This is a genomic window from Rhodococcus sp. OK519 (genome assembly GCF_003051005.1).
GTDB lineage: Bacteria > Actinomycetota > Actinomycetes > Mycobacteriales > Mycobacteriaceae > Prescottella.
Genome location: NZ_QAOW01000001.1, coordinates 736,009 through 758,501, shown reverse-complemented (window position 1 = coordinate 758,501; position 22,493 = coordinate 736,009). Strand labels below are relative to the sequence as shown.

The window sequence follows — 22,493 nt, the reverse complement described above, 5'->3', positions numbered from 1 at the left end:
CCGACACCCGTCGCATCCGGCATAGTGGACGGCATGCGCGGTCTCCACACCTACCTGTTCGGCACGCCCGGAGCACCCGAGGTGCTGGCCCTGCACGGGCTCACCGGACACGGCCGGCGGTGGGAGGCGCTGGGTGCCGACCAACTGCGCGACACCCGGATCATCGCCCCGGACCTTCGCGGTCACGGCCGCTCGCCGTGGACCCCGCCGTGGGGCCTCGACACCCACGTCACCGATCTCGTCCGGGTGCTCGACGAGTATGCGACAGGCCCCGTCGTCGTGGTCGCCCACTCGTACGGCGGCGCGATCGCGCTGCATCTCGCGCAGGCGGTGCCGGAGCGGATCCGCGGCATCGTGCTGCTCGATCCGGCCCTCGGCCTCGACCCCGACACCATGAGCCGGATCGCCGGCCTGGTCGTCGCGCACCCCGACTACACCGATGCCGCGGAGGCACGCTCGGAGAAGGTGCACGGCGCGTGGGCCGACGTACCCGCCGACGTCCTGGACGCCGACCTCGCCGAACACCTGGTCGATCTCGAGAACGGGCGCGTCGGCTGGCGCATGTCGATTCCCGCCGTCGTCTCGTCGTGGGGCGAGATGGCCCGCGGCTTCGTTCTGCCGCCCAAGGGCATCCCGACGGTGCTGGTGCAGGCACTGCGCGTGCAGCCGCCGTATGTGACACCCGAGTTCCGGGCCGCGCTGTCCGGGCACTTGGGATCCGACCTGACCCTCGCCGACCTCGACTGCGACCATATGGTCGCCCACGCCAAGCCGGACGACGTCGCGGCGTACGTCCGCAAACTCCTTTAGGCACGTCAGGTGGCCGCCACCACTGAGGAACAGATCGAGCGGGTCCGGGACCTGGTCGCGTCGATCCCACTCGGCAGCGTCGCAACCTATGGCGACATCGCTTCGGCAGCAGGACTTTCCAGCCCCCGCACCGTCGGCTGGATCATGCGGACCGACGCTGCCGACCTGCCGTGGCACCGCGTACTGGGGGCGTCGGGCCGCCCTACTGCCCATCTCGCGCACCGCCAGTTGGCGAAACTCGAACTCGAGGGCGTTCCCATTCGGGACGGACGGGTGGACCTGTCCGTGGCGCGCCACCGGTTCTGACGCGGCGGTCACGCGCGGACGCAATCGATGCGGCAGCATTGGCCCATGAGCACATTCGGCCGGCCCGGCGAGCCCAGCGAGGACATTGACGCGATCGTGCTCGCCGGTGGGCGCGGGACCCGGATGGGCGGCGTCGACAAGCCCGCGCTCGTCGTCGCGGGCCGGCGCCTGCTCGACACCGCTCTCGACGCGGTCGTCGCCTGCGACCACGTCGTCGTGGTCGGACCGCACCGGTCCGATCTCGCGCCGTCGATCACCCAGACGCAGGAGTCACCCGCCGGGTCCGGGCCCGTCGCGGCGCTGGCCGCAGGCCTGGCGGCACTGGGCGGAGCACCCGACGGGCTCGTCGTCGTTCTCGCCGCCGACCTGCCGAATCTCGATCGCACGACCGTTGCCACGCTGGTCTCGAACCTGATCCGAGATCCCGACGCGGAGGCAGCGTTCGCAGCGGACGAATCGGGCCGGTTGCAGTTCCTGCTGTCCGTATGGCGCCGCGCGACTCTGGCCGCGCGTCTCGATCGACTGACCGATGCCCGGAACCAGCCGATGAAGGCACTCGTGCCCGATCGGTACCTGACGGTGGAGTGCCCCGACGTCGCCGACTGCGACAGCGCACTCGACGTCGAACGAGCCCGCGCCGCGCACGTCCCGGGGCCGATGAGCATCGACGAGGCCCGCGCCGCCATCCGGAGCACGCTCACCCCCTTGCCGATCCGCGAGGTACCTCTCGTCGGTGCGCTCGGTGCCACCCTCGCAGCTCCCCTGGTGGCGGCGGAGGCACTGCCCCGGTTCGACGTCTCGGCGATGGACGGCTACGCGGTCGCCGGGCCGGGACCGTGGCGGCTACACACAGAGGTCCGGTACGCCGGATCGTTCACCGACCTCGCCCTCACCGAGGGCGACTCCGTGCGGATCGCCACCGGCGCCCAGGTCCCGGACGGGGCGACATCGGTGATTCGCGACGAGTTCGTCGACGTGGCAGAGGATTCCGTCGGCAAGCTCGTCGTGCGGCGACCGGACACTCCCGTACGGGACGACACACGGCGGCGCGGGGAGGACTGGCAGCCCGGCCACCATCTCGCCGAGTCGGGTACCCCGGTGTCGCCGGCGCTCGTGTCGGCGGCGGCGAGCGCGGAGGTCACGGTGGCCGCCGTGCGCGGGCCGGTGCGCGCACACGTCGTGGTGACGGGCGACGAGATTCGCCGGGACGGCCCGTTGCAGGACGGTCAGACGCGCGACTCGCTCGGCCCGGTACTGCCGGACATCTTGCGGCACTGCAGCGTTCGAACCGTGTCGAACACCCACCTGCGGGACACCGCGGACGGCTTCGACGCACTACTCCGGGACACACGGGACACCGACGTGATCGTCGTCGTGGGCGGGACGGGCGGCGGTGCCGCCGATCAACTGCGCGCCGCTCTGCTGCGGGCCGGCGCCCGGATAGTCGTCGGACGGGTTCGGTGCCGGCCGGGTGGGTCACAACTGACCGCACTCCTGGCCGACGGACGTGTCGTACTCGGGCTGCCCGGGAACCCTCTTGCCGCGGTCGCGACGCTACTGACGATGCTGCCCGCGATCGTCGACGGGTTGACGGGCCGGACCGCGGTGATACCGCCGCGCGGGCCCGTCGCCAACGCCGCCGCTGCAGGCACAGACGTCACGCGAATCGTCCCCGTCGCACGACGGGCGGATGGAACATGGCAGGCGGACACGGTGATTCGCACCGCGCACCTCGCCGGACTGATCGGGCGGGAGGCGCTTGCGCTCCTCCCGCCCGATCCCACCGACGGCCAGACCGTCGAGCTGCTTTCTCTCCCCGAGTAACTTACGGTCAGTCGGGCCGAGCGCTCCGCTGCTCGCGGCCGGCGCGGCGCTGTGCCTCGGCACGCTCCCGGCAGCGGCGGAGAAACTCCTCATCGGCGGCAGAATTCTGCGCATACTGCCTCCCCGGGCGGTCGTATTCCGGGAACTCCGACGGGGCGGCGGGACGACGCGGCGCCGCATACCCGCCCTCGGGACGACCCGCGACGAGCCACAGTACCGACCCGATCAACGGCAGGAGCAGGACGACGATCACCCAGCCCACCTTCGGGATGTTCCGCACGGCGTGCTCGTCCGCGACGATGACATCCACCAGACAGACGATCCACAGGACCATCACGATCAAACCCAGATACGGCATGAGACGCCGACCCTCCCCAAACTCGACCCGCCCACAGTGGCTCCCCGGCCACGCGCCCGTCGATGAAACCAACTCGAAGGTATGTAGCGCAACTATCGAGTCTCTCCGGGGTGTCAGATCCCCATCGACCGCGCGATCATCGGCCACGAGTTGTGCAGGTCGTCCTGCCAGTACCCCCACGAGTGGGTACCGCCCGGCTTGAAGTCGAACGTGGCCGGAATCTGCAACTGGGCCAGGCGATTGGCGAGGTTGTGCGTGCAGTAGTTGGTGGCCGCCTCGATGAGGCCGCCGACGATGGCCTGGTTGGCGAGCGCGGCCGGCCGGCCGTCGATCCCCCGGCTGTCCAGGGTCTCGTGCGGACCCGGGAGTCCGGAGCCGGTGGTGATGTACAGCTCGGTGCCGCGAAGGCGTTCGGCGTTGGCTACGGGATCGTTCTGCCCCCAGCCGGGCCCGTCGAGCGGTCCCCACATGTTGGTGACATCGACTCCGCCACGGAGCCCGACCACAGTCTGGATGAAGCTCTGACCGGCCGGAGTGGCGGTCTCGGCGCAGCCACTGAACGAGCCGACACTCTTGTAGAAGCCGGGCTTGGCGATCGCGTAGTTGAGCACCGACGTGCCGGTCATCGAGATCGCGGCGATCGACTGGACCCTGCTGGTCCCGAACTCGGCGTCGATGACGGGCGGCAGTTCCTCGAGCATGAACGTCTGCCACTTCTGGCGGCCCAGCTTCTCGTCGTCCTTCTGCCAATCGGTGTAGTAGCTGAAGGCACCCTGGAGCGGAGTCACGACATTGACGTTCTTGTCTTCGAAGAACTGGTTGATGTCGGTGTTCCGCTGCCATGTGGCCCGATCCTCACCGCCACCCGCACCGTTGAGGAGGTATAGCGTGGGCCGCGGCGCGCTGCGGTCCGCGGGGAGAATGACCTCGAGCGGAATGTTCCGGTCCATCGACGGCGAGTACACCGAGATGGTCACCTTGCGGTCGGATACCTCGGTGGACTTCACCAAGTAGGCGCCGGACGTCCGCGCCACATTCGCCGCCGCACCACCGGAGGTGTCACCGCCCGCGGACGCCGCTGCCGGGACGGCGACGAGCGGGATCACGGCCGCGACAGCCGCGGCGACGAGCAGTCGCTTCGACGCGATCCTGGAATGCCTCATGTGAAACCCTCTCCCCCAGAACATGAACGAGCCCGACCCGGCCGGACCGCAGAATCACGCCAGACCCTACCGAGCGAATCGCCGCGAGTGTCCCGATCGGAGAAATCACATTGCGGAGTACCGGACGCGGTCGCTACCCTCGTGTCAGAACGTTCGTGTTCCAGTGAGATCAGGAGGTGAGTTGATGATTGCGGTGACGGCCACTGCCGTGGGCACTGCCCGGACCATCCTCACGTCCTGGGCCTCCGCCTGAGTCGACTCCACCCCTTTTTTCGACGGTGTGCGCTGCGCGCCTGTCGGGGTTGAAGCGAGTCTTCGGACGGGGCCCGCACCCCGAAGGGTCTCACGTTGTCTTTCTCACACCCCACTAGCTCACCCCTCCACGGTCTCACTGCACTCGGCTGGGACGACACGCTCGCCCGATCGTTTTCCGACCACGCCGAGCGGGGACTCGTCCCGGCCCGCGTCACGCGGGTCGACCGCGGTCTCTGCGACACCCTGACCGAAGGCGGCGCGGTGCGCGCCGACAGCACCGCAGTCACCACCGCCGACCCCGAGCACACGGTGTGCACCGGCGACTGGGCCGCACTCGAACCCGGCGCGGGGCCGCGGCTCGTGGCGCTGCTGCCGCGACGCGGCGTCGTCGCGCGCGCGTCGGCGGATCGCACGTCACGCCGCCAGATCCTGGCCGCCAACGTCGACACCGTCTGCGTCGTCGCGTCACTCGCCGCACCGATCAAGCCCGGCCGCATCGAGCGCCTGCTGGCGCTGGCCTGGGACGCGGGCACCCGACCTGTGATCGTCCTGACGAAAGCCGATATCGCCGAATGTGATTCGGAAACGACGATTGGCGAGGTCTCTGCGCTGGCAATCGGGGTCGACGTCGTCACCGTCAGTTCCCGCACCGGCACCGGAATCGACGAGTTGAGGCGCCGTCTACCCGGAACCACCGTTCTGCTCGGGCCCTCCGGTGCCGGGAAGTCGTCACTGACGAACGCTCTCCTCGGCACCGAGCGGATGGACACGAACGACGTCCGTGTCACCGACGGCAAGGGACGCCACACCACCGTGCACCGGGAGCTGTTCCCACTCCCCGGTGGCGGCGTACTGATCGACACCCCGGGAGTGCGGGGCATCGGCCTGCACGACGTCGGTGACGGTATCGAGCACGTCTTCGGTGACATCGAGCAACTCGCCCGGGGCTGTGGCTTCCGGGACTGCGAGCATCGCAGCGAACCGAGGTGCGCGGTCCAGGACGCGGTGACCGACGGTCGTCTCGGCCTCGACCGACTCGACCGCTACCGCAGAATGGTGCGCGAGAGCGAATGGGAGGCGTCGCGCGGGGATGCCCGGCAGTCCGCCAAGCGAACCGCGACGGCCAAGGCCATCTCCCGCGACATCAGGGCCCTCTATCGTGTCCGCGGCCGCCGCGGCTGACACCCGACCGAACCCCAGAAACGGAAGACCACGTGAACGCTCACCCACACTGGACCACCCGCCCCGAGACCACCGCCGACATCGAGTCGGTCCGCCGGATCACCCTGGCGGCGTTCGACACCACAGAGGAGGCCGACCTCGTCGACGCACTGCGTGAGGATCCGGCATGGATCGACGGGCTGTCGATGCTCGCCATCAACGACGACGGCAAGGCGGTCGGGCATGCACTACTCACCCGCTGCCACATCGGCGACACCCCCGCGCTGTGTCTGGCACCGTGTTCGGTGCTCCCGGAGTATCAGGGGACCGGCGCCGGTTCGGCCGCGATCCGTGCGGTCCTCGAGTCCGCGAAGGAGCGGGGCGAGCAGTTCGTGACCGTTCTGGGCCACCCGGACTACTACCCGAGGTTCGGGTTCGTCCGCGCGTCCGAGCACGGCGTCCGGATGAACGTCGAGGTCCCCGACGACGCGCTCATGGTGCTTGCCCTCGACGGACGCCCGATTCCGAGCGGCGCCATCCGCTACGCGGCGGCCTTCGGCGACATCTGACGGCGGCCCAGCACGAAGAACCCGTACGCGGTCGCCGCAACCACCAGTAGCAGCGCGAGCGCACCGACTACGTAGACCCGTGCCGGGGTCCGGTCGGCGTCGGTGTCGGGGGTGGCCTGCAGTTCTGCAGCCGCCCCAGGCGCCGGCGCCGTCGACTGCGCTGATGGCAGCGCCTTCGACGCGTCCGACACGTTCGCCGAAAGGCCCTGGACCACACCGGTGATCGGCCCGGTGCCGTCGACCAGCTGTCCGGTGCCGTCGGCGAGGGCCCTGCCACCGTCGTCGAGCAGCACCAGCCCGTCGCTCAGCTGCCGGGCACCGTCCGAGATCTGGCCGACACCGCTGACGAACTGGGCCGACGGGTCACTGAGCTCGTACGACAGCTGTCGAGCGCCGTCCTTCAGCATTCCGAGCTGGCCGAGGGTATCGGGCCCGAGTCCATCCGCGTCGAGTTGCACGACCAGATCGTTCACGCGTGCGGACGCGGCCTGCGACACCGGGTCGGCAGACGCAGACAGTGCCGCCGCCACCTGGCGCAGCGATCCGGTGACCTGGCCCTGCACGTCGCCGAGGCCGGTGAGGCGGCCCACCACCTCGTCGACGCCACCGCTGATCTGCTGTGCGCCGTCGCCGAGTTGTCCTACGCCTCCGGACAATTCGTCGAGTCCGGCGGACAGTTGGTGCGCGCCGTCCCTGGCCTGGCCGAGCCCGGCGGAGAGCTGATTGGCCCCGTCGTCGAGTTGGCGGCCGCCATCCACCAATTGGTTCATGCCACCGTTCAGCAGCGACAGCGGCAGGCTCGTCTGCTGAAGACTGCGGCGGGCCTGAGCGAGGGCGTCCGCGCCGGGTTCGACCGCGGGCCCCGCCTCGAGGGACGTGGCAGGGTCGGCTCCCGGCCGGGCGTCGTCGGCAAACATGGTGAGGTAGGACACCACGCCGACCACGGCAACGACGAGCAGGCCGACCACGGCAACGACGAGCAGGCCGAACAGTGCGACGACCGTGCGGGTGGCGACTCTGCGACGGGAGATTTCGTGTTCGCTCATAGATCCGCGAACGCTAGCCGCGGAATGTGAGCGATCTCTGAGACAGAGGCGTGGGTCACGTGGCCGCGGGGTCCGCGGCAACCTCCGCGAACTCCGCCGCATCCTCCGCTCCGAAGGTGTCCTCCAGTGTCTCCGGCGAGTAGTCGAGGTCGATCTCCTCGATTGGTCGGCCCCGTGCCGACTCGATCGCGCCGAGGCGGCGCTGCGCACGGTCCGCGGCGTACTCGAGGAAGACATGCGGTTCGATACCGAAGGGTGGTTCCTCGAACTGGTCGTTGACCCACTGGATCATGTCGAGCGCGTGCGGCAGAAGCTCACCCATACGCTGCTGCACCAGATCCCAGTTGCTGTCGTCGGCCGCGACGTGCCGGCGGCACGTGAACGTGCCCCACGCCATGTGCCGCCGCTCGTCGTCCCCGATCCTGCGGATGAGTTCCTGCATTCCCGGCAGGATCCCGCGTTCGGTGCATACCCTCTGCCAGGCGTAATAGCCCGTCAGCGCGAGGCTGCCCTCGATCACGTGGTTATAGGTGACCGAGGCTCGAATCTGGTTGGCGGGACTCGGGTCCGTCTCGAGGACCCCCAGCGAGCGCGGCAGTTCCTCATAGAAAAGGGTGCGGTAGTGCGGGTTCTCGGCCACGTACTCGTGGAGGTCGCCGTCGAGACCGACCGCGTCCATCCACCGCCGAAACACTTCGACGTGCTTGCTCTCCTCGAAGCAGAACTGTGCCAGATACATCTCGTCACCGAACCGGCCCTCGGCGGCCATCGCCTTCATGAACGGCTGGATGTCCTCGGTGACGGCCTCCTCGCCCGCGATGAACTGCGTGCACAGATACGTCGCGCCGCGTCTCTCCTCGCTGCTCATCGACTGCCAGTCCTCGGCGTCCTGACTGAAGTCGATGTCCGCCGGGTTCCAGAATTTGGCGTTGCCCTTCACGAACAACCGGAGGGGGAAGGCGTCCCAGTTGAGTCCGCCCCGCCGAATGGAACTGAATCCCTGCCTGTCGACCGATGTCGCGGTCATCTCGGACACCTGCTTCCTCGTCGGCACCGACGTTCACTTTTCACGCTAGTGCGCGACCCGGCACGGGGACCACACTTCGTGCACATCGGTGTGCAAACAATTGCAAACCGACAAACCGGTGAAGATTCGCAAAACTGCCTGGCTTCCAAGCTATGTTTCGCTCGGTTACGCACGTCGGGGTGCGCTCCACCACCCTGCACGTCGGAACCGTCTCCACTATCAAGGACGGTTTACATGCACACCACCGCGACACCGCGGTGGGCCTGGATACGCAGGCTCACACTGTTCGCCACCGTATTCGCGGTCGCCCTGACACTGGCCGCCGTGCCCGCGGGCGCCGACCCTGCCGTGACTGGAAGGCCGACACTCCCCACAGTGTCCGGGACGCCGCCGATCGGCACGGTCGGGGTGGACTACTGGTTCCCGTTCACCGCCACTGGAGCCCCGGCACCGTTGTTCCGCCTCGACCCCGACAATGACATGCCTCCGGGAATCCGTCTGATCAACAGCGGAATCCTCGCCGGAAAACCCACCGCCGGAGGCACATACGATTTCACCGTCATTGCCTACAACTCGGCCGGCGAAGTCTCGGTTCCGGTGACGATGACGGTGTGGCAGCGTCCGGCGTTGACCAACGAGCGGGCACTCCCGCCGATGCTCGCCGGTGAGCCGTACCAGTTCCGATTCGAGGCAACCGGATACCCGAAGCCGACGTTCCGCAACACCTCCGTCCTTCCCCGCGGGCTCACCCTCTCCCCGGACGGGCTCCTCTCCGGGACCCCCACCCGAGTCGGTCCGGCCGACTTCTCGGTGCAACTCTCGAACAGCGCCGGTGACAAGACGTACCGGTTCGATCCGACGGTCGGCGAGAGGCTCACCATCACCGGCACCCCCGACATCACGAAGCAGTATCGGTACTACCGGTACCGGTTCGCCACCACCGGCTACCCCACCCCGACTGTCTCCCTCACCCGCGGCGAACTCCCCGCCGGTCTCGAACTGTCGGACGACGGCGAACTCTCCGGAATGCCGATCCGCGGCGGCAAGTATCTGTTCACAGTCTCCGCCGCGAACGAGACCGGGATCGTCGACCATCCGGTGACGATGGAGGTGCTGCAGCATCCGGAGCTGATCAACCTGTACGACATGCCGACGATGCGGGTCGGGGAACCGTTCGAGTACCGGTTCGAGACGTCCGGCTACCCGAAGCCGGTGTTCGCCGCAGGCACCGAACTGCCCGACGGACTCACTCTCACCCCGGACGGACTCCTCGCGGGGACGCCCACGACGGCCGGCCGCGTCAGATTCGAGTTGCGGCTCACGAACAGCGTCGACACCCGGGTGCACTGGTTGAGTGAGGACGTCGAGCAGACCCCCACCGTCACCGGCACCCCGGACACGGCCCAGGTCAACCAGCCGTACGAATACCGCTTCGCCCTGAGCGGCTACCCTGCGCCGACCGTCACCGTCAGCTCCGGTGACCTTCCCGGCGGGCTCACGCTGTCACGGGCCGGCGTCCTCATCGGATCCCCCACCGAGGCCGGGACATTCACATTCACCGTCACCGCCACCAACAGCGCCGGTAAGGCAGATCTTCCGGTGACCCTCGAAGTCTCGCAGCCACCAGAACCCGCACCGTCCGGTTCGACGACATCACTGAATCTCTCGACGTTGCCGATGGGCCTCGCCCGCGCCCTGGTGAAGTCCGCGGTCATGTCCGTGGAGTCCCCCTCCACGCCCTGATCGAACGACATAGCCACACCGGGGAACTCCGCGCATGGAGTTCCCCGGTGTCGTATGTTCCGTTGACGAATCGCGACAAAGGAGCAGTTGTGGACATGACCGAGATCGGATTCCTTCGCCGGGAGGGCGACGGGTTCTCGCCGCTCGCCATGGGGATCAGCAGGTGGTCACCCGACATGATCAACGGACCGGCGATCACCGGCATCCTCGCTCGGGCGCTCGAGAACGAGCACGGTGCAGAGGGATTCGTTCCGGCCCGCCTGACCGTCGATCTGTTCCGCCCGGCACGGGCCGAGCAGCTCCACGTCGTCACCCGCAGCGTGCGCGACGGCAACCGAATCCGGGTGGCCGATGCCGAGGTGATCCAGCAGGGCGAGGCGGTCGCGCGCGCCTCGGTCGTGTTCCTGCGCCGCTCGGAGCAGCCTCCGGGCGAGCTCTGGACCCGCCCCGACGCACCGCAGCCACCGCCACTGAGTCTCCTCGAACCTCTGCAGGCCCCGTCGCATCCGTGGATCGGCAGCGACGGCCACCCCGCCGGCTGGTCGCCGTCACTACGCGACCACGAGGGATCGAGCCGGAAGCGCATGTGGCAGTACCAAATCCCGGTGGTCGCCGGCGAGGAGCCCTCACCGTTCGTGCGCGCCGCGATGGTCGGTGAGACCACCAGCCTCATGACCAACTGGGGCACCGCCGGAATCGGATTCATCAACGCCGACCTGACGCTCGCGCTGTCCCGTCTGCCGGAAGGTCCCGAGATCGGCATCGAGGCCGACAATCACATCAGCGTCGACGGTATCTCCGTCGGCAGCACAACGATGTTCGACCGGCGCGGTCCGATCGGCACCTGCATCGTCAGCGCGCTGTCGAATGCCGAACGGCAATTGGGCTTCCGTCGCTGATCGAGCGACCACGGCCCGCCAGGAACCGTTGCACGATCAGGTCGACGATCGCAGGGTCCGCACCCAACGGCGCCGCCACCCCGTCGACCCCGGCCTGCGCCAGTCTCGCGTGGAACAGGCCGGGGGCGAGTAGATACGACGCGACGAACACGCGCCGTTCCCCCGCCGCCCGCAGCGTCGCGACAATGTCGGGCACCGTGGGCGTCCCGGTCGCGATGTAGCCGACCGGGACCTCGCGTCGCACCAGCGCCGAGAGCATCGCCGCAGCGCGGCGGACGTCGTGACGAGCACGCGGGTCCGACGACCCCGCCGCGGCGAGGATCACCGCATCACCTGGACTCCAACCGGATTCGCGCAGTCGGCATTCGAGTATCCGCGCGAGCGCCGGGTCCGGACCGAGGGCTCGGGTGACCGTCACCCGAGGGTGCCCGCTGTCGAGAACGGCACGCGGGACGTCGGTGTGGACGTGGTACCCGGACGCCAGGAAGGCCGGAACCACAATGGCGCGGCCCGCCGAGCTCTTCAGATTGCGGAGCACCTCCGCGGGCGACGGACCGAGCACGTCCACGAATGCCGTCCGCACCGTTCCCAGCCGAGCGGCCACCGCGTCGGCTAGGGCCGCAACGGTTTCCACGCCTGCCCGGCTGCGAGTGCCGTGTGCGACGAGCACCAGGCCCGCGTCGCTCACGGCCGACTCGTCTCGAGCAGCCGGTCGTACTCCGCCGGGTCGAGTGCCAGTCGGTAGCCGCGTTTGACCACGGTCTGCACGGCCTTCGGAGCACCGAGGTGACTGCGCAGCCGGGCGATCGCCGTCTCCACGGCATGCGGGTCCCCGCTGCCGCCGGGAAGCGCCGACAGCAGATCGGCACGCGAGACGACAATGCCTGGCCGCTCGGCCAACCGCCGCACCAGGGCCATCCCGGCGGGCGAGAGTGCCCGCACCGTGCCGTCGACGAGGACGCAGTTGCCTCGCACGCTGAGGTCGTGGCCACCCGCGCGGAGCACATCCGTGCGCCGCGGCAGTTCCTCGGCGATGTGCCGCGCCAGCGAGCCCAAGCGCGCCCGCTCCGGCGCCGTGGTCCGGACTCCCAGCGCGGCGAGGGGCGCGGCGGTGACCGGACCGACGCACGCCGTCAGCACGCGGCTGTCGAGGGCACGCAGGAACACATCGAGGGTCCCGGTGTCTTTGGCGCGCCCCAGAATCGACGCGACTGCGGGCGCGCTCGTGAAGCTCAGTGCGTCGAGACCACCTTCCGCCGCGCTCTCGATCAGACGGTCGAGCGCGGCGCAGTCGTCGGGCGGGGTCCAGCGGTACACGGGCACCGCGATCACCTCGGCACCCGCTGCACGCAGGGCGGCGCAGAAGTCCGGAATCGGTTCCCATTCCGTCGTCGCACCGTGCAGTTGGACCGCGATCCGGCGCCCGGCCACGCCCTCGGCCAGCAGGTGCTCGAGGACCTCCGCCGACGACTCCGACGCCGGCGACCACTCCTCGCGCAGATCGGCGGCGCGGACCGCCCCCTTGGCCTTCGGGCCGCGTGCCAGGATCCGGCTCGCTCCCAGCGCCGTCAGCAGTTGCTCGGCGCGGCCCCACCCCTCGGCGGCGCCCATCCAGCCTCGAAAACCTATGCCGGTGGTCGCCACGATCGCGTCCGGCGGATCGGCGATGATCGCGTCGGTCACGCGGGCCAGTTCCGTGTCGTCGGCCAGCGGGATGATCCGGATCGCGGGCGCGTGGACGACGTCGGCGCCGCGCCTGGTCAGCAGCGTCGCCAGTTCGTCGGCCCGCCGCGACGCCGTGATCCCGACGGTGAACCCCCGCAGTTCGTCGCCGCTCGGCGGCCCCCCAACCGTCACGTCGACCCGACCGGTATCGCGCACACCTGCACGACGTCCTGACCGCGGCCCTCGACCACCCGGACCGGATACACCGGCAGGCGCACCGCGTCGTCGTCCAGGCAGCGTCCGTCGATCAGCGAGAACGCCTGCTTGAGCAGCGGCGACGCCACCGTCGGCTCGCCGTGCCGATCCCCGACCAGGCCGCGGGACATCACCGCGGCACGACCGATGGGATCGATGTTGCCGACCGCCCGCAGGCTGCCGTCGGCCAGTCGGAACAGCGCCACCTGAGTCCCGCCCCGCAGCAGCACGGCCACGCCGCGCCCCGGGATCAGATGGCCACGGGTACACGCGGACGTCCAGTGCCGTCCCTCCGCCACGAAAGGCGTCTCGTGGGTGCCGACCTCGCCGGGCACCCAGCTCTCCATCACCGTCATCGCAGACCTCCCTGTGCTGTGCTCATTCAAAAGTCGCGTTGTTTCCGCTGCGTTACTCCGCGATTACCGGCTCGAGGAGAGTTCCGGGCCACGGGCCGGAACGTCCGGAATGCCCATCAGGACGGGCACCTTGCGGGGACCCGAGTCGTCGAACGCGACCGTCGGGTCGGGCACGTCGGGCGCGTTGACGAAGGACACGAACCTCGACAATTTGTCGGGATCGTCGAGCACACCGGCCCATTCGTCGCGGTAGCCGGCGACGTGCCGGGCCATCGCCGCCTCGAGGTCGGCGGCGATGCCGAGACTGTCGTCACACACCACGGCCCTCAGGTGATCGAGGCCACCTTCGAGCGATTCCACCCACGGCGCGGTGCGCTGCAGCCGGTCGGCGGTGCGCACGTAGAACATGAGGTAGCGGTCGATGTACCGGACGAGCGTCTCGTCGTCGAGCCCCCCGACGAGCAACTGGGCATGCTTGGGCGACTGGCCGCCGTTACCCCCGACGTACAGGTTCCAGCCGTTCTCGGTGGCGATGACGCCGACGTCCTTGCCACGGGCCTCCGCGCATTCCCGCGCGCACCCCGACACTCCGAACTTGATCTTGTGTGGCGACCGCAGCCCCCGGTACCGGTTCTCGAGTCGGACTGCCATGCCCACGGAGTCCTGCACGCCGTACCGGCACCAGGTGGAGCCCACACAGCTCTTCACAGTGCGCAACGACTTCCCGTATGCCTGACCGGATTCCATACCCACGTCGATCAGCCGCTGCCAGATCTCGGGTAGCTGTTCCACCCGGGCGCCGAACAGGTCGATCCGCTGACCGCCGGTGACCTTGACGTACAGTCCGTAGTCGCGTGCGATCTCGCCGATCGTGATGAGCTGCTCGGGCGTGCACTCGCCGCCGGGCATCCGCGGCACCACCGAGTACGTCCCGTTGCGCTGGATGTTCGCGAGGAAGTGGTCGTTGGTGTCCTGCAGCGACGCCTGCTCGCCGTCGAGGACGTGATCGGACGACGTGGACGCGAGAATCGATGCGACGACGGGCTTGCAGATGTCGCAGCCGGTTCCGGTGCCGTACTGCGCGATGAGCCCCGAGAATGTGCGGGTGCCGGTGGCGCGAACGATCTCGAACAGCTCGGCGCGGGACTGGGTGAAGTGCTCGCACAACGCCTTCGACAGCTCCACCCCGGACGAGGCGAGGAGCGCCTTCACGGTGGGTAGGCAGCCGCCGCACGTGGTTCCCGCGTCGGTACACGACTTGACTGCCGCGACGTCGCACGCGCCGTCCGCAATCGCCGCACAGATCTCACGTTTGGTGACGGCGTTGCACGAGCACACCTGCGCATCGTCGGGAAGTGAACCCGCACCGGGCTTCTCGCCTACCGGGGAGATCAGTGCCGCCGGATCTCCGGGCAACTCGCGCCCGACGAGCGGCCGCAGCGACCCGTAGGCCGTCGCGTCACCGACCAGGATGCCGCCGAGGAGGGTCTTCGCGTCGTCGGAGACCACGAGCTTGGCGTACGTGCCCTTCGCGGCGTCGCTGAATACCACTTCGAGGGCGCCGGGTGTGGTGGCGTGCACGTCGCCGAAGCTCGCGACGTCGACTCCCAGCAACTTGAGCTTGGTGGACAGGTCGGCGCCCGGGAAGACGGCGTCGCCGCCGAGGAGTCGGTCCGCGACAACCTCGGCGGTGGTGTACCCGGGTGCGACGAGCCCGTAGCAGCGCCCCTCGACCGCGGCACACTCCCCGATCGCATAGACGGTGGGATCGGATGTGACGCAACTACTGTCGGTGAGAATGCCGCCGCGCTCGGCGATGTCGAGGCCGGTATCGCGGGCGAGTTGATCGCGGGGGCGCACGCCCGCCGAGAACACCAGCAGCGCCGCGTCGATCACCGAACCGTCGGACAACTCGACCCGCACGCCGGTCGGGCCGTCGGAGATCGACGCGAGACCGGTATCGGTGTGGAGCGTGAGCCCGAGGTCCGTGACCAGGCGTGCGAGCACGGCGCCGCCACCGTCGTCGACCTGCAGCGGCATCAGACGGGCGTTGTGTTCGACCACGTGCGGCGCCATCCCGAGTTGCCGTAGCGCGTTCGCGGCCTCGAGCCCCAGCAGTCCGCCCCCGACCACCACGCCCACAGCGCCAGGTTCGACTGCCTCGGCCCGGGCGCGGATGCCGTCGAGGTCGGACGGCGTGCGGTAGACGAAGCACCGCTCGTGCTCGTGCCCGGGCACCGGCGGGACGAACGGGTACGACCCGGTCGCGAGGACGAGGGCGTCGTAGCCGAGGACCTCCCCGTCCGAGGTGGTGACGGTGCGGGCCGTGCGGTCGATCGTTTCCGCGCGCACCCCCACCCGCAGGTCGACGGCGGCGTCGCCGGCGAAGTCGTTGCCCGCCAGCGCGAGTTCCTTCGCATCCCACGAGCCGACATACGACGACAGTGCAACCCGGTCGTAGGCGGGCACGCCCTCCTCGCACAGCACAGTCACGCTCCAGGTGTCGGCGCCGTCGCGCGCGCGCAGCGCCTCGACGAACCGGTGACCCACCATGCCGTGTCCGATGACGATCGCGGTCAGTCCGTTCATGCCGCACCTTCCTTCCGGGCCGGTTGAATGTTCGTTTCCTCGTGCTCGTGCTGCGGATCGGTTGTCCGCAGCCACTCGCAGATGCCTTCCACCGCCGAACCGCAGCCACCACAGCCCGTCGTCGCGCGCGTGGCCGTGGCGAGTGCCGCAACCGAACGCGCGCCGGCACGCCAGGCCGTCGTGAGACTCGACTTGGTCACCGAGTTGCACCGGCAGATCACCGCGCCACCCGGCATTCCGGCGGGGCTGACCGATGCCACCGCAGTCGCACCTCGACCCGTCAGCAGTGCCATGCGGTCTTGCGGGACAGGAAGTTCCGAGTCGAACAGCTGTGTGACGGTCCCGACGGTGTCGGGGCAGCCGAGCAGCACCGCGCCGACGATCCGATCGTCCGCGACGACGAGTTTGGCGTAGCGCCCGCGGGACGGATCGGCGAGCACCAGGACGTCGCAGTCCTCGTCGTGCAGGTCCGCCGTGACGTCACCCATCGACGCGAGGTCGATGTCGTGAGCCTTCAGTCGCGTCAGGGCCGGGGTGCCGTGGTACTCGGCGTCCGAATCGGCGGCGGTGATCCGGTCCGCCACCACCGCGGCCTGCTCCCACCCCGGCTGCACCAGCCCGTACACCTCGCCGCGGTGCTGCGCGCACTCCCCGATCGCCCACACGTGCGGAGCACTGGCGCGCAGAGCATCGTCGACGACCACGCCCTGCTCCACGCTGATCCCGGCCGCCAGTGCCAGATCGGTGGCCGGGCGGATTCCGGCGGTGAGCACCACGAGATCGGCAGGCAGCGCCGTGCCGTCGTCGAGAAGCAGCGTCCGTCCGGCCGGCCTGTCCTGCAACGCGACCGCGCGACGTTCGAGCAGCATGCGCACCCCCAGACCGTCCAGGATCCGCACGAGAACCCGGCCACCGCCGACATCCAACTGACGCTCCATCGGCACCGACCTGGGATGCACGACGGTGACGTCGACACCGCGCTGCAGCAGCCCGCGGGCGGCTTCGAGGCCGAGGAGTCCGCCGCCGAGAACCACCGCGCGGCAGCCCTGCCGGGCGGCAGCAGCGATCCGCTCGCAATCCTCGACGGTGCGGAACGCGACCACCCGGCCGTCGTGGGGCGCCATGCCCTCGATGCGGGGCACGAACGGGACGCTCCCGGTCGCCAGCACCAACTCGTCGTAGCCGAGCACCGCGCCGTCGTCGCTTCGCACGATTCGGGCAGCGGTGTCGATCCCCGTCACCCGTACCCCAGTGCGGACGTCGACGTGGTTACGCCCCCACCAGTCGTCGGGCCGCAGCCGGGTATCGCGGGCGGTGATGCTGCCCGCCAACACGTTCGAGAGCAGTATCCGGTTGTACGCCGCTCGCGGTTCCGCACCGAAAACGACCACCTCGAGCCGCTCGGGATCGCGCTCGCGGCGCCGCAACTCCTCGGCCAGCCGCGCGCCGGCCATGCCGTTGCCGACGATCACCACCCGCCGGGTCATCGAGTCACCACCAGGGCCGCCGCTTCGAGACGCACCGCGCACACCTTGAACTCGGGCATCCGGCTCGTCGGGTCGAGGGCCGGGTTGGTGAGCAGGTTCGCACGGGCGTCACCCGCGAAGTGGAACGGCAGGAACACCGTGTCGAGACGCATCGAATCGTCGCACCGCACTTCGACGTCGACCCGCCCCCGCCGCCCGACGACGATCGCACGGTCCCCTTCGTACACACCCGCACGTTCCGCGGTGTCGGGGTGGACCTCGACGAACATCGGACCGGCCGCGGCGGCGAGTTCATCGACTCGCCGCGTCTGTGCGCCCGACTGATAGTGCGCCAGAACGCGCCCCGTGGTCGCGATGAGCGGGAAGTCGGCGTCCGGCACCTCCGCCGGCCCGGAGTGTTCGACGGCCGTGAAGCGCGCCCGGCCGTCGTCGGTGGCGAAGCGGTCCAGGAACAGCCGCGGTGTGCCGGGATGCCCGACCTCGGGGCACGGCCAGTGCAGTACCTCCCCCGCATCCAACCGGTCGTACGTGACACCCGCGTAGTCGGCGATTCCGCCGGCCGATGCGCGGCGCAGTTCGTCGAACACGACCCGCGGCTCCACCGGAAACCTCGATGCGGGCTGGCCGAGCCGAACGGCCAACTCGCACAGCACCTCGAGCTCACTGCGGGCGCCGCCAGGAGGCAGCGCTCCACGACGACGTCGGAGCACCCGCCCTTCGAGGCTCGTCATGGTGCCCTCCTCCTCGGCCCACTGCAGCACGGGCAGCACGACGTCGGCCATTGCGGCGGTCTCCGACAGCAGGAAGTCGCACACCACCAGCAGATCCAGCGAGCGCAGGCGGTCGACGACGTGCCCGGCTCGCGGGGCCGAGACCGCGAGGTTGGCCCCGTGCACCATCAGCGCACGCGGTCCGTCCGGGCGCCCGAGGGCGTCGAGTAGTTCGTACGCACTGCGCCCCGGACCGGGAAGCTCCACCGGGTCGATCCCCCACACCCGCGCAACATGCTCGCGCGCAGCAGGATCGGTGATCTTGCGGTAGCCGGGCAGCTGATCGGCCTTCTGTCCGTGCTCGCGTCCGCCCTGACCGTTGCCCTGTCCGGTGATCGGGCCGTAGCCGCTACCCCGGCGTCCGGGCAGGCCCAGCACCAGAGCCAACCCGATCCACGCGGAGACGGTGTCGGTGCCGGTCGCGTGCTGCTCGGTGCCGCGAGCGGTGAGGACGTAGGCGCCTGTGTCCGAGCGGCGCGAGCGCGACAGAATCTCCACGGCCCGGCGCAACGACGCGACGGGCACCCCGGTGACCCGTTCGGTGCGCTCGGGCCACCACTGCGCCGCGGCGAGCCAGGCGTCGTCGAAGCCGGTGGTGCGCGCCTCGACGTACTCGCGGTCGAGGTGCCCCTCGGTGACCGCGAGGTGCAGCATGCCCAGGGCTAGCGGCAGATCCGTGCCCGGTGCGAGTTGCAGGTGCAGGCCGCCGCCGGCGAGCGCGCGTTCCACGGTCGCGGTGCGACGGGGGTCGGCGACGATCAGCCCGCCGGTATCGGCCGCCGCCGCGAGGTGCCCGAGGAAGGGTGGCATCGTCTCCGCCACGTTGCCGCCGACCAGCAGGACTGCCTTCGCCGAGGTCAGATCCGACACCGGGAACGGCAGACCGCGGTCCAGCCCGAACGCCCGGACCCCGGCCGCCGCCGCCGCCGACATGCAGAACCGACCGTTGTAGTCGATGTTCGACGTACCCAGTGCGACGCGCGCGAACTTCCCGAGCAGATAAGCCTTCTCGTTGGTCAGCCCGCCCCCGCCGAAGATGCCGACCGCATCCGCGCCGCCGACGGCGTGTGCGGCCCGGAAGCCTTCTGCCACCCGATCCAGCGCGTCGTCCCACGACGCGGGCTGCAGTCGTCCGTCGACCCGGACGAGCGGCGTCGTGAGCCGGTCGGGATGACGCAGCAATTCGGCGCTCGTCCAGCCCTTCTGGCACAGACCGCCCCGGTTGGTCGGGAACTGCCGTCCCGTCACACTCACACCGGACACGCCGCCGGGCGTGAGCGTCATCGCACACTGCAGGCCGCAGTACGGACAGTGCGTCTCGGCCCGGGTCGCCACTGCAACGGTCACGACGGCACCGCAATCGTCTGTCCGACAGCATCGTTCGTGGTCGCCGTGCGGCGCACGAACACCAGCCACGTGACGACGGCACACACGACGTAGAAGCCGAGAAACACCCAGAACGCCATGGTCGCCGACTTGGCGGGGCTGCTGTACGACGCCCGCAGCACCAGGTTGATACCGACGCCGCCGAGACCACCGATCGCGCCCGCGAACCCGATGAGTGCGCCCGACATGTTGCGGGACCACGCGGCCCGACCCGGCGCGTCCAGCCCGGTCAACGAGTGGGACCGGCTCTCGAAGATCGACGGGATCATCTTGTACACCGATCCGTTGCCGACACCGGAGAGCACGAACAGCGCTACGAAGCCGATCACCAGGGCCGTCAGGGTGGCGCCGGTCGCAGCGCCGGGGCTGGCATCGTCGGCGGCACCTGCCGCGACCAGGACGGCCGCCGCCAACACCATCGCGGCGAACGTCCAGAGGGTGATACGTCCGCCGCCGACGCGGTCGGCGAGTTTGCCGCCGAAAGGTCGCGCGATCGAGCCGAGCAGTGGTCCCACGAACGCGATCTGCGCGGCGTGCAGGGCTGCCTGCGCCGGGGTGTCACCGCCGGCGAGGAAGTTGATCTGCAGGACCTGGCCGAACGCGAAGCTGAACCCGATGAACGACCCGAATGTGCCGATATAGAGGAAGCTCACGATCCACGAGTCCCGCACCCGCAGTGCCTCGATCATGGAGCGCAGATCGGCCTTCTGGCCCGTGAGGTTGTCCATGAACAGCGCCGCACCGACCGCCGCGACCGCGATGAGCACGAGGTAGACCGCACACACCAGGTACGGCGCGGTGTTACCGACCGTCGCGATGACGAGCAGGCCGACCAATTGGATCACCGGCACACCGATGTTGCCGCCGCCCGCGTTCAGTCCCAGCGCCCACCCCTTGAGCCGCTGCGGATAGAAGGCATTGATGTTGGCCATCGACGACGCGAAGTTGCCACCGCCGACGCCGGCCGTCGCGGCCACCAGCAGAAACGTCGTGTAGGACGTCCCGGGGTGCATCACGAACCACAGCGTCAGCAGCGTCGGGACCAGCAGCACCAGCGCGCTGAAGATCGTCCAGTTACGGCCGCCGAATCGGGCCGTCGCGACCGTGTAGGGGATCCGGAGAACCGAGCCGACGAGGGTCGGGACCGCGACGAGAAAGAACTTGCCGGCCGCGTCGATCCCGAACACGTCGGTCGGCATGAACAGCACCATCACCGACCAGATCGACCAGATCGAGAAGCCGACGTGCTCGACCACCACCGACCACACCAGATTGCGTCGGGCGATCGCCTTGCCGCCGGCCTCCCAGGCGCCTACGTCCTCGGCGTCCCAGTGCTCGATGCGGTGGCCCCGCACCACCGGTGCATCCGCGGGTGTTGCTGTGGGCCGATCGGAGAGAGTGGTCACCTGGGCCTCCTACCTGTGTGGGAAACCCCAAGGTAGGAGGCTGGTGTTGCGTCGGTGCTGCGTCCGGTGACCCGTCCGTCAACACTCGCTCACCCGCGGAGCCGAAGCGAAGTGAGATCGGCGAACAGCCAGGTCAGACGGTCTTCGCGCCCCAGCTGTCCTCGAGCATGCGCGGCTTGCACGCGGCCCAGGCGGAGATGAGCACCACGACGACGGCGACACCGAGCAGCGCGAAGGGAGCACCCCAGCCGCCGGTGGACTCGTGCAGCACACCGAACAGCAGGGGGCCGATGCACGCGACGGTGTAGCCGATGCCCTGGGTGAACCCCGACAGCGCCGCGGATCCCACATGGGTGCGGGTGCGCAGGTTGATCAGGGTCAGCGACATCGGGAACGTGCTGGGCCCGAGGCCGATCACGATCACCCACAGGATCGGCACCGACATCGGCGCGAGGAACAGTCCGGTGAAGCCGACCGCGTAGCAGACGGCGCAGCCGACGACGATCGGGAACGGATTGCGCATCCGCGCACAGACACTCGGTGCGGCGAAGGCGGCGACCAGACCCATGAAGGAGAACAACGCGACCATGCTGCCGCCGAACGATTCACTCGCCCCGGCCTCGGTGAGGATCTTCGGGATCCACGTGAACATCGAGTACGTGATGAGCGACGTCATGCCGAACATCCCGGCCATCCCCCAGCCGACCGGCGAGCGCCAGGGACGCCCGGGCGCGTGCGTCTCCGCCGGGAGCACTGCCGCCGCATCGCCCGACTGCTTGCGCCCACGCGCGAGGATCATCAGCCACGGCGCGGCGGCGGCGAAGCCCAGCAGCGACCAGACGCCCAGCGAGATCCGCCAGTCGAACGCGTCCGCGAGCGGCACCGCGACGGTCGCCGGCAGGATCGTGCCGATCTGCACACCGGTGATGTAGATCGAGCTCATCAGCGCGAGGCGATCGCCGAAGTACCGCTTGACCAGCGGCGGGATCACGACGTTGCCGATGCCCATGCCGCCGAGCGCGAGCGCCGACAGCGCCAACAAGGACCAGGTGTCCGACACCATCGCCCGCGTGAGCATGCCGACACCGGCCATCAGCATTCCGAGGAGCGCGGTCCCCTCCAGTCCGAGGCGGCGCGCGATCGCCGGTGTGAGGAGACCGAACACCGCGAACATTGCGGTGGGGACCATGCCGAAGACACCGACGACGGTGGACGAGAAGCCCAGCTCGTCGCTGATCTTCTCGGCGAGCGGGGTGAAGGAGGTGACCGCGAGCCGCAGTGTGAGCGCCGACATCACGATCGCGGCGAATACCAGCATGCGTCCCGCCAGGAGTGGCTGTGGCCCCCGCGGGGCCTGGGCGGTCGCACCCGCGGAGCGGGAACTGCCTGCAGGCGCGGTCATGTACTGCCTCGTTCCG

The 22,493-nt window shown here is 69.5% G+C and carries 19 protein-coding genes; 7 read left to right on the top strand and 12 right to left on the bottom strand.

The window, feature by feature from the left end; genetic code table 11:
- Positions 1-33: 33 nt before the first annotated feature.
- The 3 genes from C8K36_RS03620 to C8K36_RS03610 are packed head-to-tail and all read left to right on the top strand — an operon-like array spanning position 34 to position 2,940.
- Positions 34-810, top strand: coding sequence for an alpha/beta hydrolase (locus C8K36_RS03620; protein ID WP_181319343.1), 777 nt, complete (start codon positions 34-36; stop codon positions 808-810).
- Between the two features lie 9 nt (positions 811-819).
- Complete coding sequence (locus C8K36_RS03615) at positions 820-1,116, top strand: MGMT family protein (protein WP_107983036.1); 297 nt, start codon at positions 820-822, stop codon at positions 1,114-1,116.
- 45 nt (positions 1,117-1,161) lie between these two features.
- A complete protein-coding gene (locus tag C8K36_RS03610) occupies positions 1,162-2,940 on the top strand; it encodes an NTP transferase domain-containing protein (protein WP_258195009.1) in 1,779 nt (592 codons plus the stop codon).
- Between the two features lie 7 nt (positions 2,941-2,947).
- On the opposite strand, the gene C8K36_RS03605 is transcribed toward C8K36_RS03610, so the two are convergent.
- The gene (locus C8K36_RS03605; protein WP_107983034.1) at positions 2,948-3,298 is read right to left on the bottom strand and encodes a PLD nuclease N-terminal domain-containing protein; all 351 of its coding nucleotides are present in this window, start codon (positions 3,296-3,298) and stop codon (positions 2,948-2,950) included.
- A 113-nt stretch (positions 3,299-3,411) separates the two neighbouring features.
- Complete coding sequence (locus tag C8K36_RS03600) at positions 3,412-4,461, bottom strand: alpha/beta hydrolase (RefSeq protein WP_107983033.1); 1,050 nt, start codon at positions 4,459-4,461, stop codon at positions 3,412-3,414.
- A 348-nt stretch (positions 4,462-4,809) separates the two neighbouring features.
- On the opposite strand from C8K36_RS03600, the gene rsgA reads away from it, so the two are divergent.
- Together rsgA and C8K36_RS03590 are read left to right on the top strand one after the other, a co-directional pair.
- Positions 4,810-5,898: a ribosome small subunit-dependent GTPase A gene (gene rsgA, locus C8K36_RS03595; protein ID WP_107983032.1), complete on the top strand. Its 1,089-nt coding sequence runs from the start codon at positions 4,810-4,812 to the stop codon at positions 5,896-5,898.
- Between the two features lie 32 nt (positions 5,899-5,930).
- Positions 5,931-6,446, top strand: coding sequence for a GNAT family N-acetyltransferase (locus C8K36_RS03590; RefSeq protein ID WP_258195008.1), 516 nt, complete (start codon positions 5,931-5,933; stop codon positions 6,444-6,446).
- Here the strand turns inward: C8K36_RS03590 and C8K36_RS03585 are convergent.
- Positions 6,419-7,492 carry a hypothetical protein gene (locus C8K36_RS03585; RefSeq protein ID WP_107983030.1) on the bottom strand — a complete coding sequence of 358 codons (1,074 nt, stop codon included), beginning with the start codon at positions 7,490-7,492 and terminating at the stop codon, positions 6,419-6,421. The two genes, C8K36_RS03590 and C8K36_RS03585, sit on opposite strands and share 28 nt — an antisense overlap.
- A gap of 55 nt (positions 7,493-7,547) precedes the next feature.
- Positions 7,548-8,519, bottom strand: coding sequence for a R2-like ligand-binding oxidase (locus C8K36_RS03580; RefSeq protein WP_107983738.1), 972 nt, complete (start codon positions 8,517-8,519; stop codon positions 7,548-7,550).
- 234 nt (positions 8,520-8,753) lie between these two features.
- On the opposite strand from C8K36_RS03580, the gene C8K36_RS03575 reads away from it, so the two are divergent.
- Positions 8,754-10,262: an Ig domain-containing protein gene (locus C8K36_RS03575; protein ID WP_107983029.1), complete on the top strand. Its 1,509-nt coding sequence runs from the start codon at positions 8,754-8,756 to the stop codon at positions 10,260-10,262.
- A gap of 95 nt (positions 10,263-10,357) precedes the next feature.
- A complete protein-coding gene (locus C8K36_RS03570) occupies positions 10,358-11,161 on the top strand; it encodes a thioesterase family protein (protein ID WP_258195007.1) in 804 nt (267 codons plus the stop codon).
- Here C8K36_RS03570 and C8K36_RS03565 read toward each other — a convergent pair.
- From C8K36_RS03565 to C8K36_RS03530, 8 genes are all read right to left on the bottom strand, one after another.
- Entirely contained in the window at positions 11,115-11,849 is a 735-nt protein-coding gene (locus tag C8K36_RS03565) for a sirohydrochlorin chelatase (protein ID WP_107983027.1), read from the bottom strand. The two genes, C8K36_RS03570 and C8K36_RS03565, sit on opposite strands and share 47 nt — an antisense overlap.
- Complete coding sequence (locus C8K36_RS03560; RefSeq protein WP_107983737.1) at positions 11,846-13,018, bottom strand: uroporphyrinogen-III synthase; 1,173 nt, start codon at positions 13,016-13,018, stop codon at positions 11,846-11,848. The genes C8K36_RS03565 and C8K36_RS03560 overlap by 4 nt, the downstream gene beginning before the upstream one ends.
- On the bottom strand, positions 13,015-13,437 hold the full coding sequence (gene nirD / locus C8K36_RS03555) for a nitrite reductase small subunit NirD (protein ID WP_107983026.1): 423 nt from the start codon (positions 13,435-13,437) through the stop codon (positions 13,015-13,017). The genes C8K36_RS03560 and nirD overlap by 4 nt, the downstream gene beginning before the upstream one ends.
- Before the next feature lie 63 nt (positions 13,438-13,500).
- Positions 13,501-16,026: a nitrite reductase large subunit NirB gene (gene nirB / locus C8K36_RS03550; protein ID WP_107983025.1), complete on the bottom strand. Its 2,526-nt coding sequence runs from the start codon at positions 16,024-16,026 to the stop codon at positions 13,501-13,503.
- Positions 16,023-17,513, bottom strand: coding sequence for an FAD-dependent oxidoreductase (locus C8K36_RS03545; RefSeq protein ID WP_107983024.1), 1,491 nt, complete (start codon positions 17,511-17,513; stop codon positions 16,023-16,025). Before C8K36_RS03545 ends, nirB begins: the two co-directional genes overlap by 4 nt.
- Positions 17,510-19,630 (bottom strand): molybdopterin oxidoreductase family protein, encoded by a 2,121-nt coding sequence (locus C8K36_RS03540; RefSeq protein ID WP_258195006.1) that lies wholly within the window; start codon positions 19,628-19,630, stop codon positions 17,510-17,512. The genes C8K36_RS03545 and C8K36_RS03540 overlap by 4 nt, the downstream gene beginning before the upstream one ends.
- Positions 19,627-21,075, bottom strand: a complete 1,449-nt coding sequence (locus C8K36_RS03535) for a nitrate/nitrite transporter (RefSeq protein WP_420910836.1) — start codon at positions 21,073-21,075, stop codon at positions 19,627-19,629. The genes C8K36_RS03540 and C8K36_RS03535 overlap by 4 nt, the downstream gene beginning before the upstream one ends.
- A gap of 133 nt (positions 21,076-21,208) precedes the next feature.
- On the bottom strand, positions 21,209-22,393 hold the full coding sequence (locus C8K36_RS03530) for a CynX/NimT family MFS transporter (RefSeq protein ID WP_107983023.1): 1,185 nt from the start codon (positions 22,391-22,393) through the stop codon (positions 21,209-21,211).
- Positions 22,394-22,493: the final 100 nt, after the last annotated feature.

Excerpts from the sequence above, each read along its gene's own strand:
- C8K36_RS03620 (WP_181319343.1), top strand. The coding sequence starts at position 34 with ATGCGCGGTCTCCACACCTACCTGTTCGGCACGCCCGGAGCACCCGAG.
- C8K36_RS03610 (WP_258195009.1), top strand. The coding sequence starts at position 1,162 with ATGAGCACATTCGGCCGGCCCGGCGAGCCCAGCGAGGACATTGACGCG.
- C8K36_RS03605 (WP_107983034.1), bottom strand. The coding sequence starts at position 3,298 with ATGCCGTATCTGGGTTTGATCGTGATGGTCCTGTGGATCGTCTGTCTG.
- C8K36_RS03600 (WP_107983033.1), bottom strand. The coding sequence starts at position 4,461 with ATGAGGCATTCCAGGATCGCGTCGAAGCGACTGCTCGTCGCCGCGGCT.
- C8K36_RS03585 (WP_107983030.1), bottom strand. The coding sequence starts at position 7,492 with ATGAGCGAACACGAAATCTCCCGTCGCAGAGTCGCCACCCGCACGGTC.
- C8K36_RS03580 (WP_107983738.1), bottom strand. The coding sequence starts at position 8,519 with ATGACCGCGACATCGGTCGACAGGCAGGGATTCAGTTCCATTCGGCGG.
- C8K36_RS03575 (WP_107983029.1), top strand. The coding sequence starts at position 8,754 with ATGCACACCACCGCGACACCGCGGTGGGCCTGGATACGCAGGCTCACA.
- C8K36_RS03570 (WP_258195007.1), top strand. The coding sequence starts at position 10,358 with ATGACCGAGATCGGATTCCTTCGCCGGGAGGGCGACGGGTTCTCGCCG.
- nirD (WP_107983026.1), bottom strand. The coding sequence starts at position 13,437 with ATGACGGTGATGGAGAGCTGGGTGCCCGGCGAGGTCGGCACCCACGAG.
- nirB (WP_107983025.1), bottom strand. The coding sequence starts at position 16,026 with ATGAACGGACTGACCGCGATCGTCATCGGACACGGCATGGTGGGTCAC.
- C8K36_RS03545 (WP_107983024.1), bottom strand. The coding sequence starts at position 17,513 with ATGACCCGGCGGGTGGTGATCGTCGGCAACGGCATGGCCGGCGCGCGG.
- C8K36_RS03530 (WP_107983023.1), bottom strand. The coding sequence starts at position 22,393 with ATGCTGGTATTCGCCGCGATCGTGATGTCGGCGCTCACACTGCGGCTC.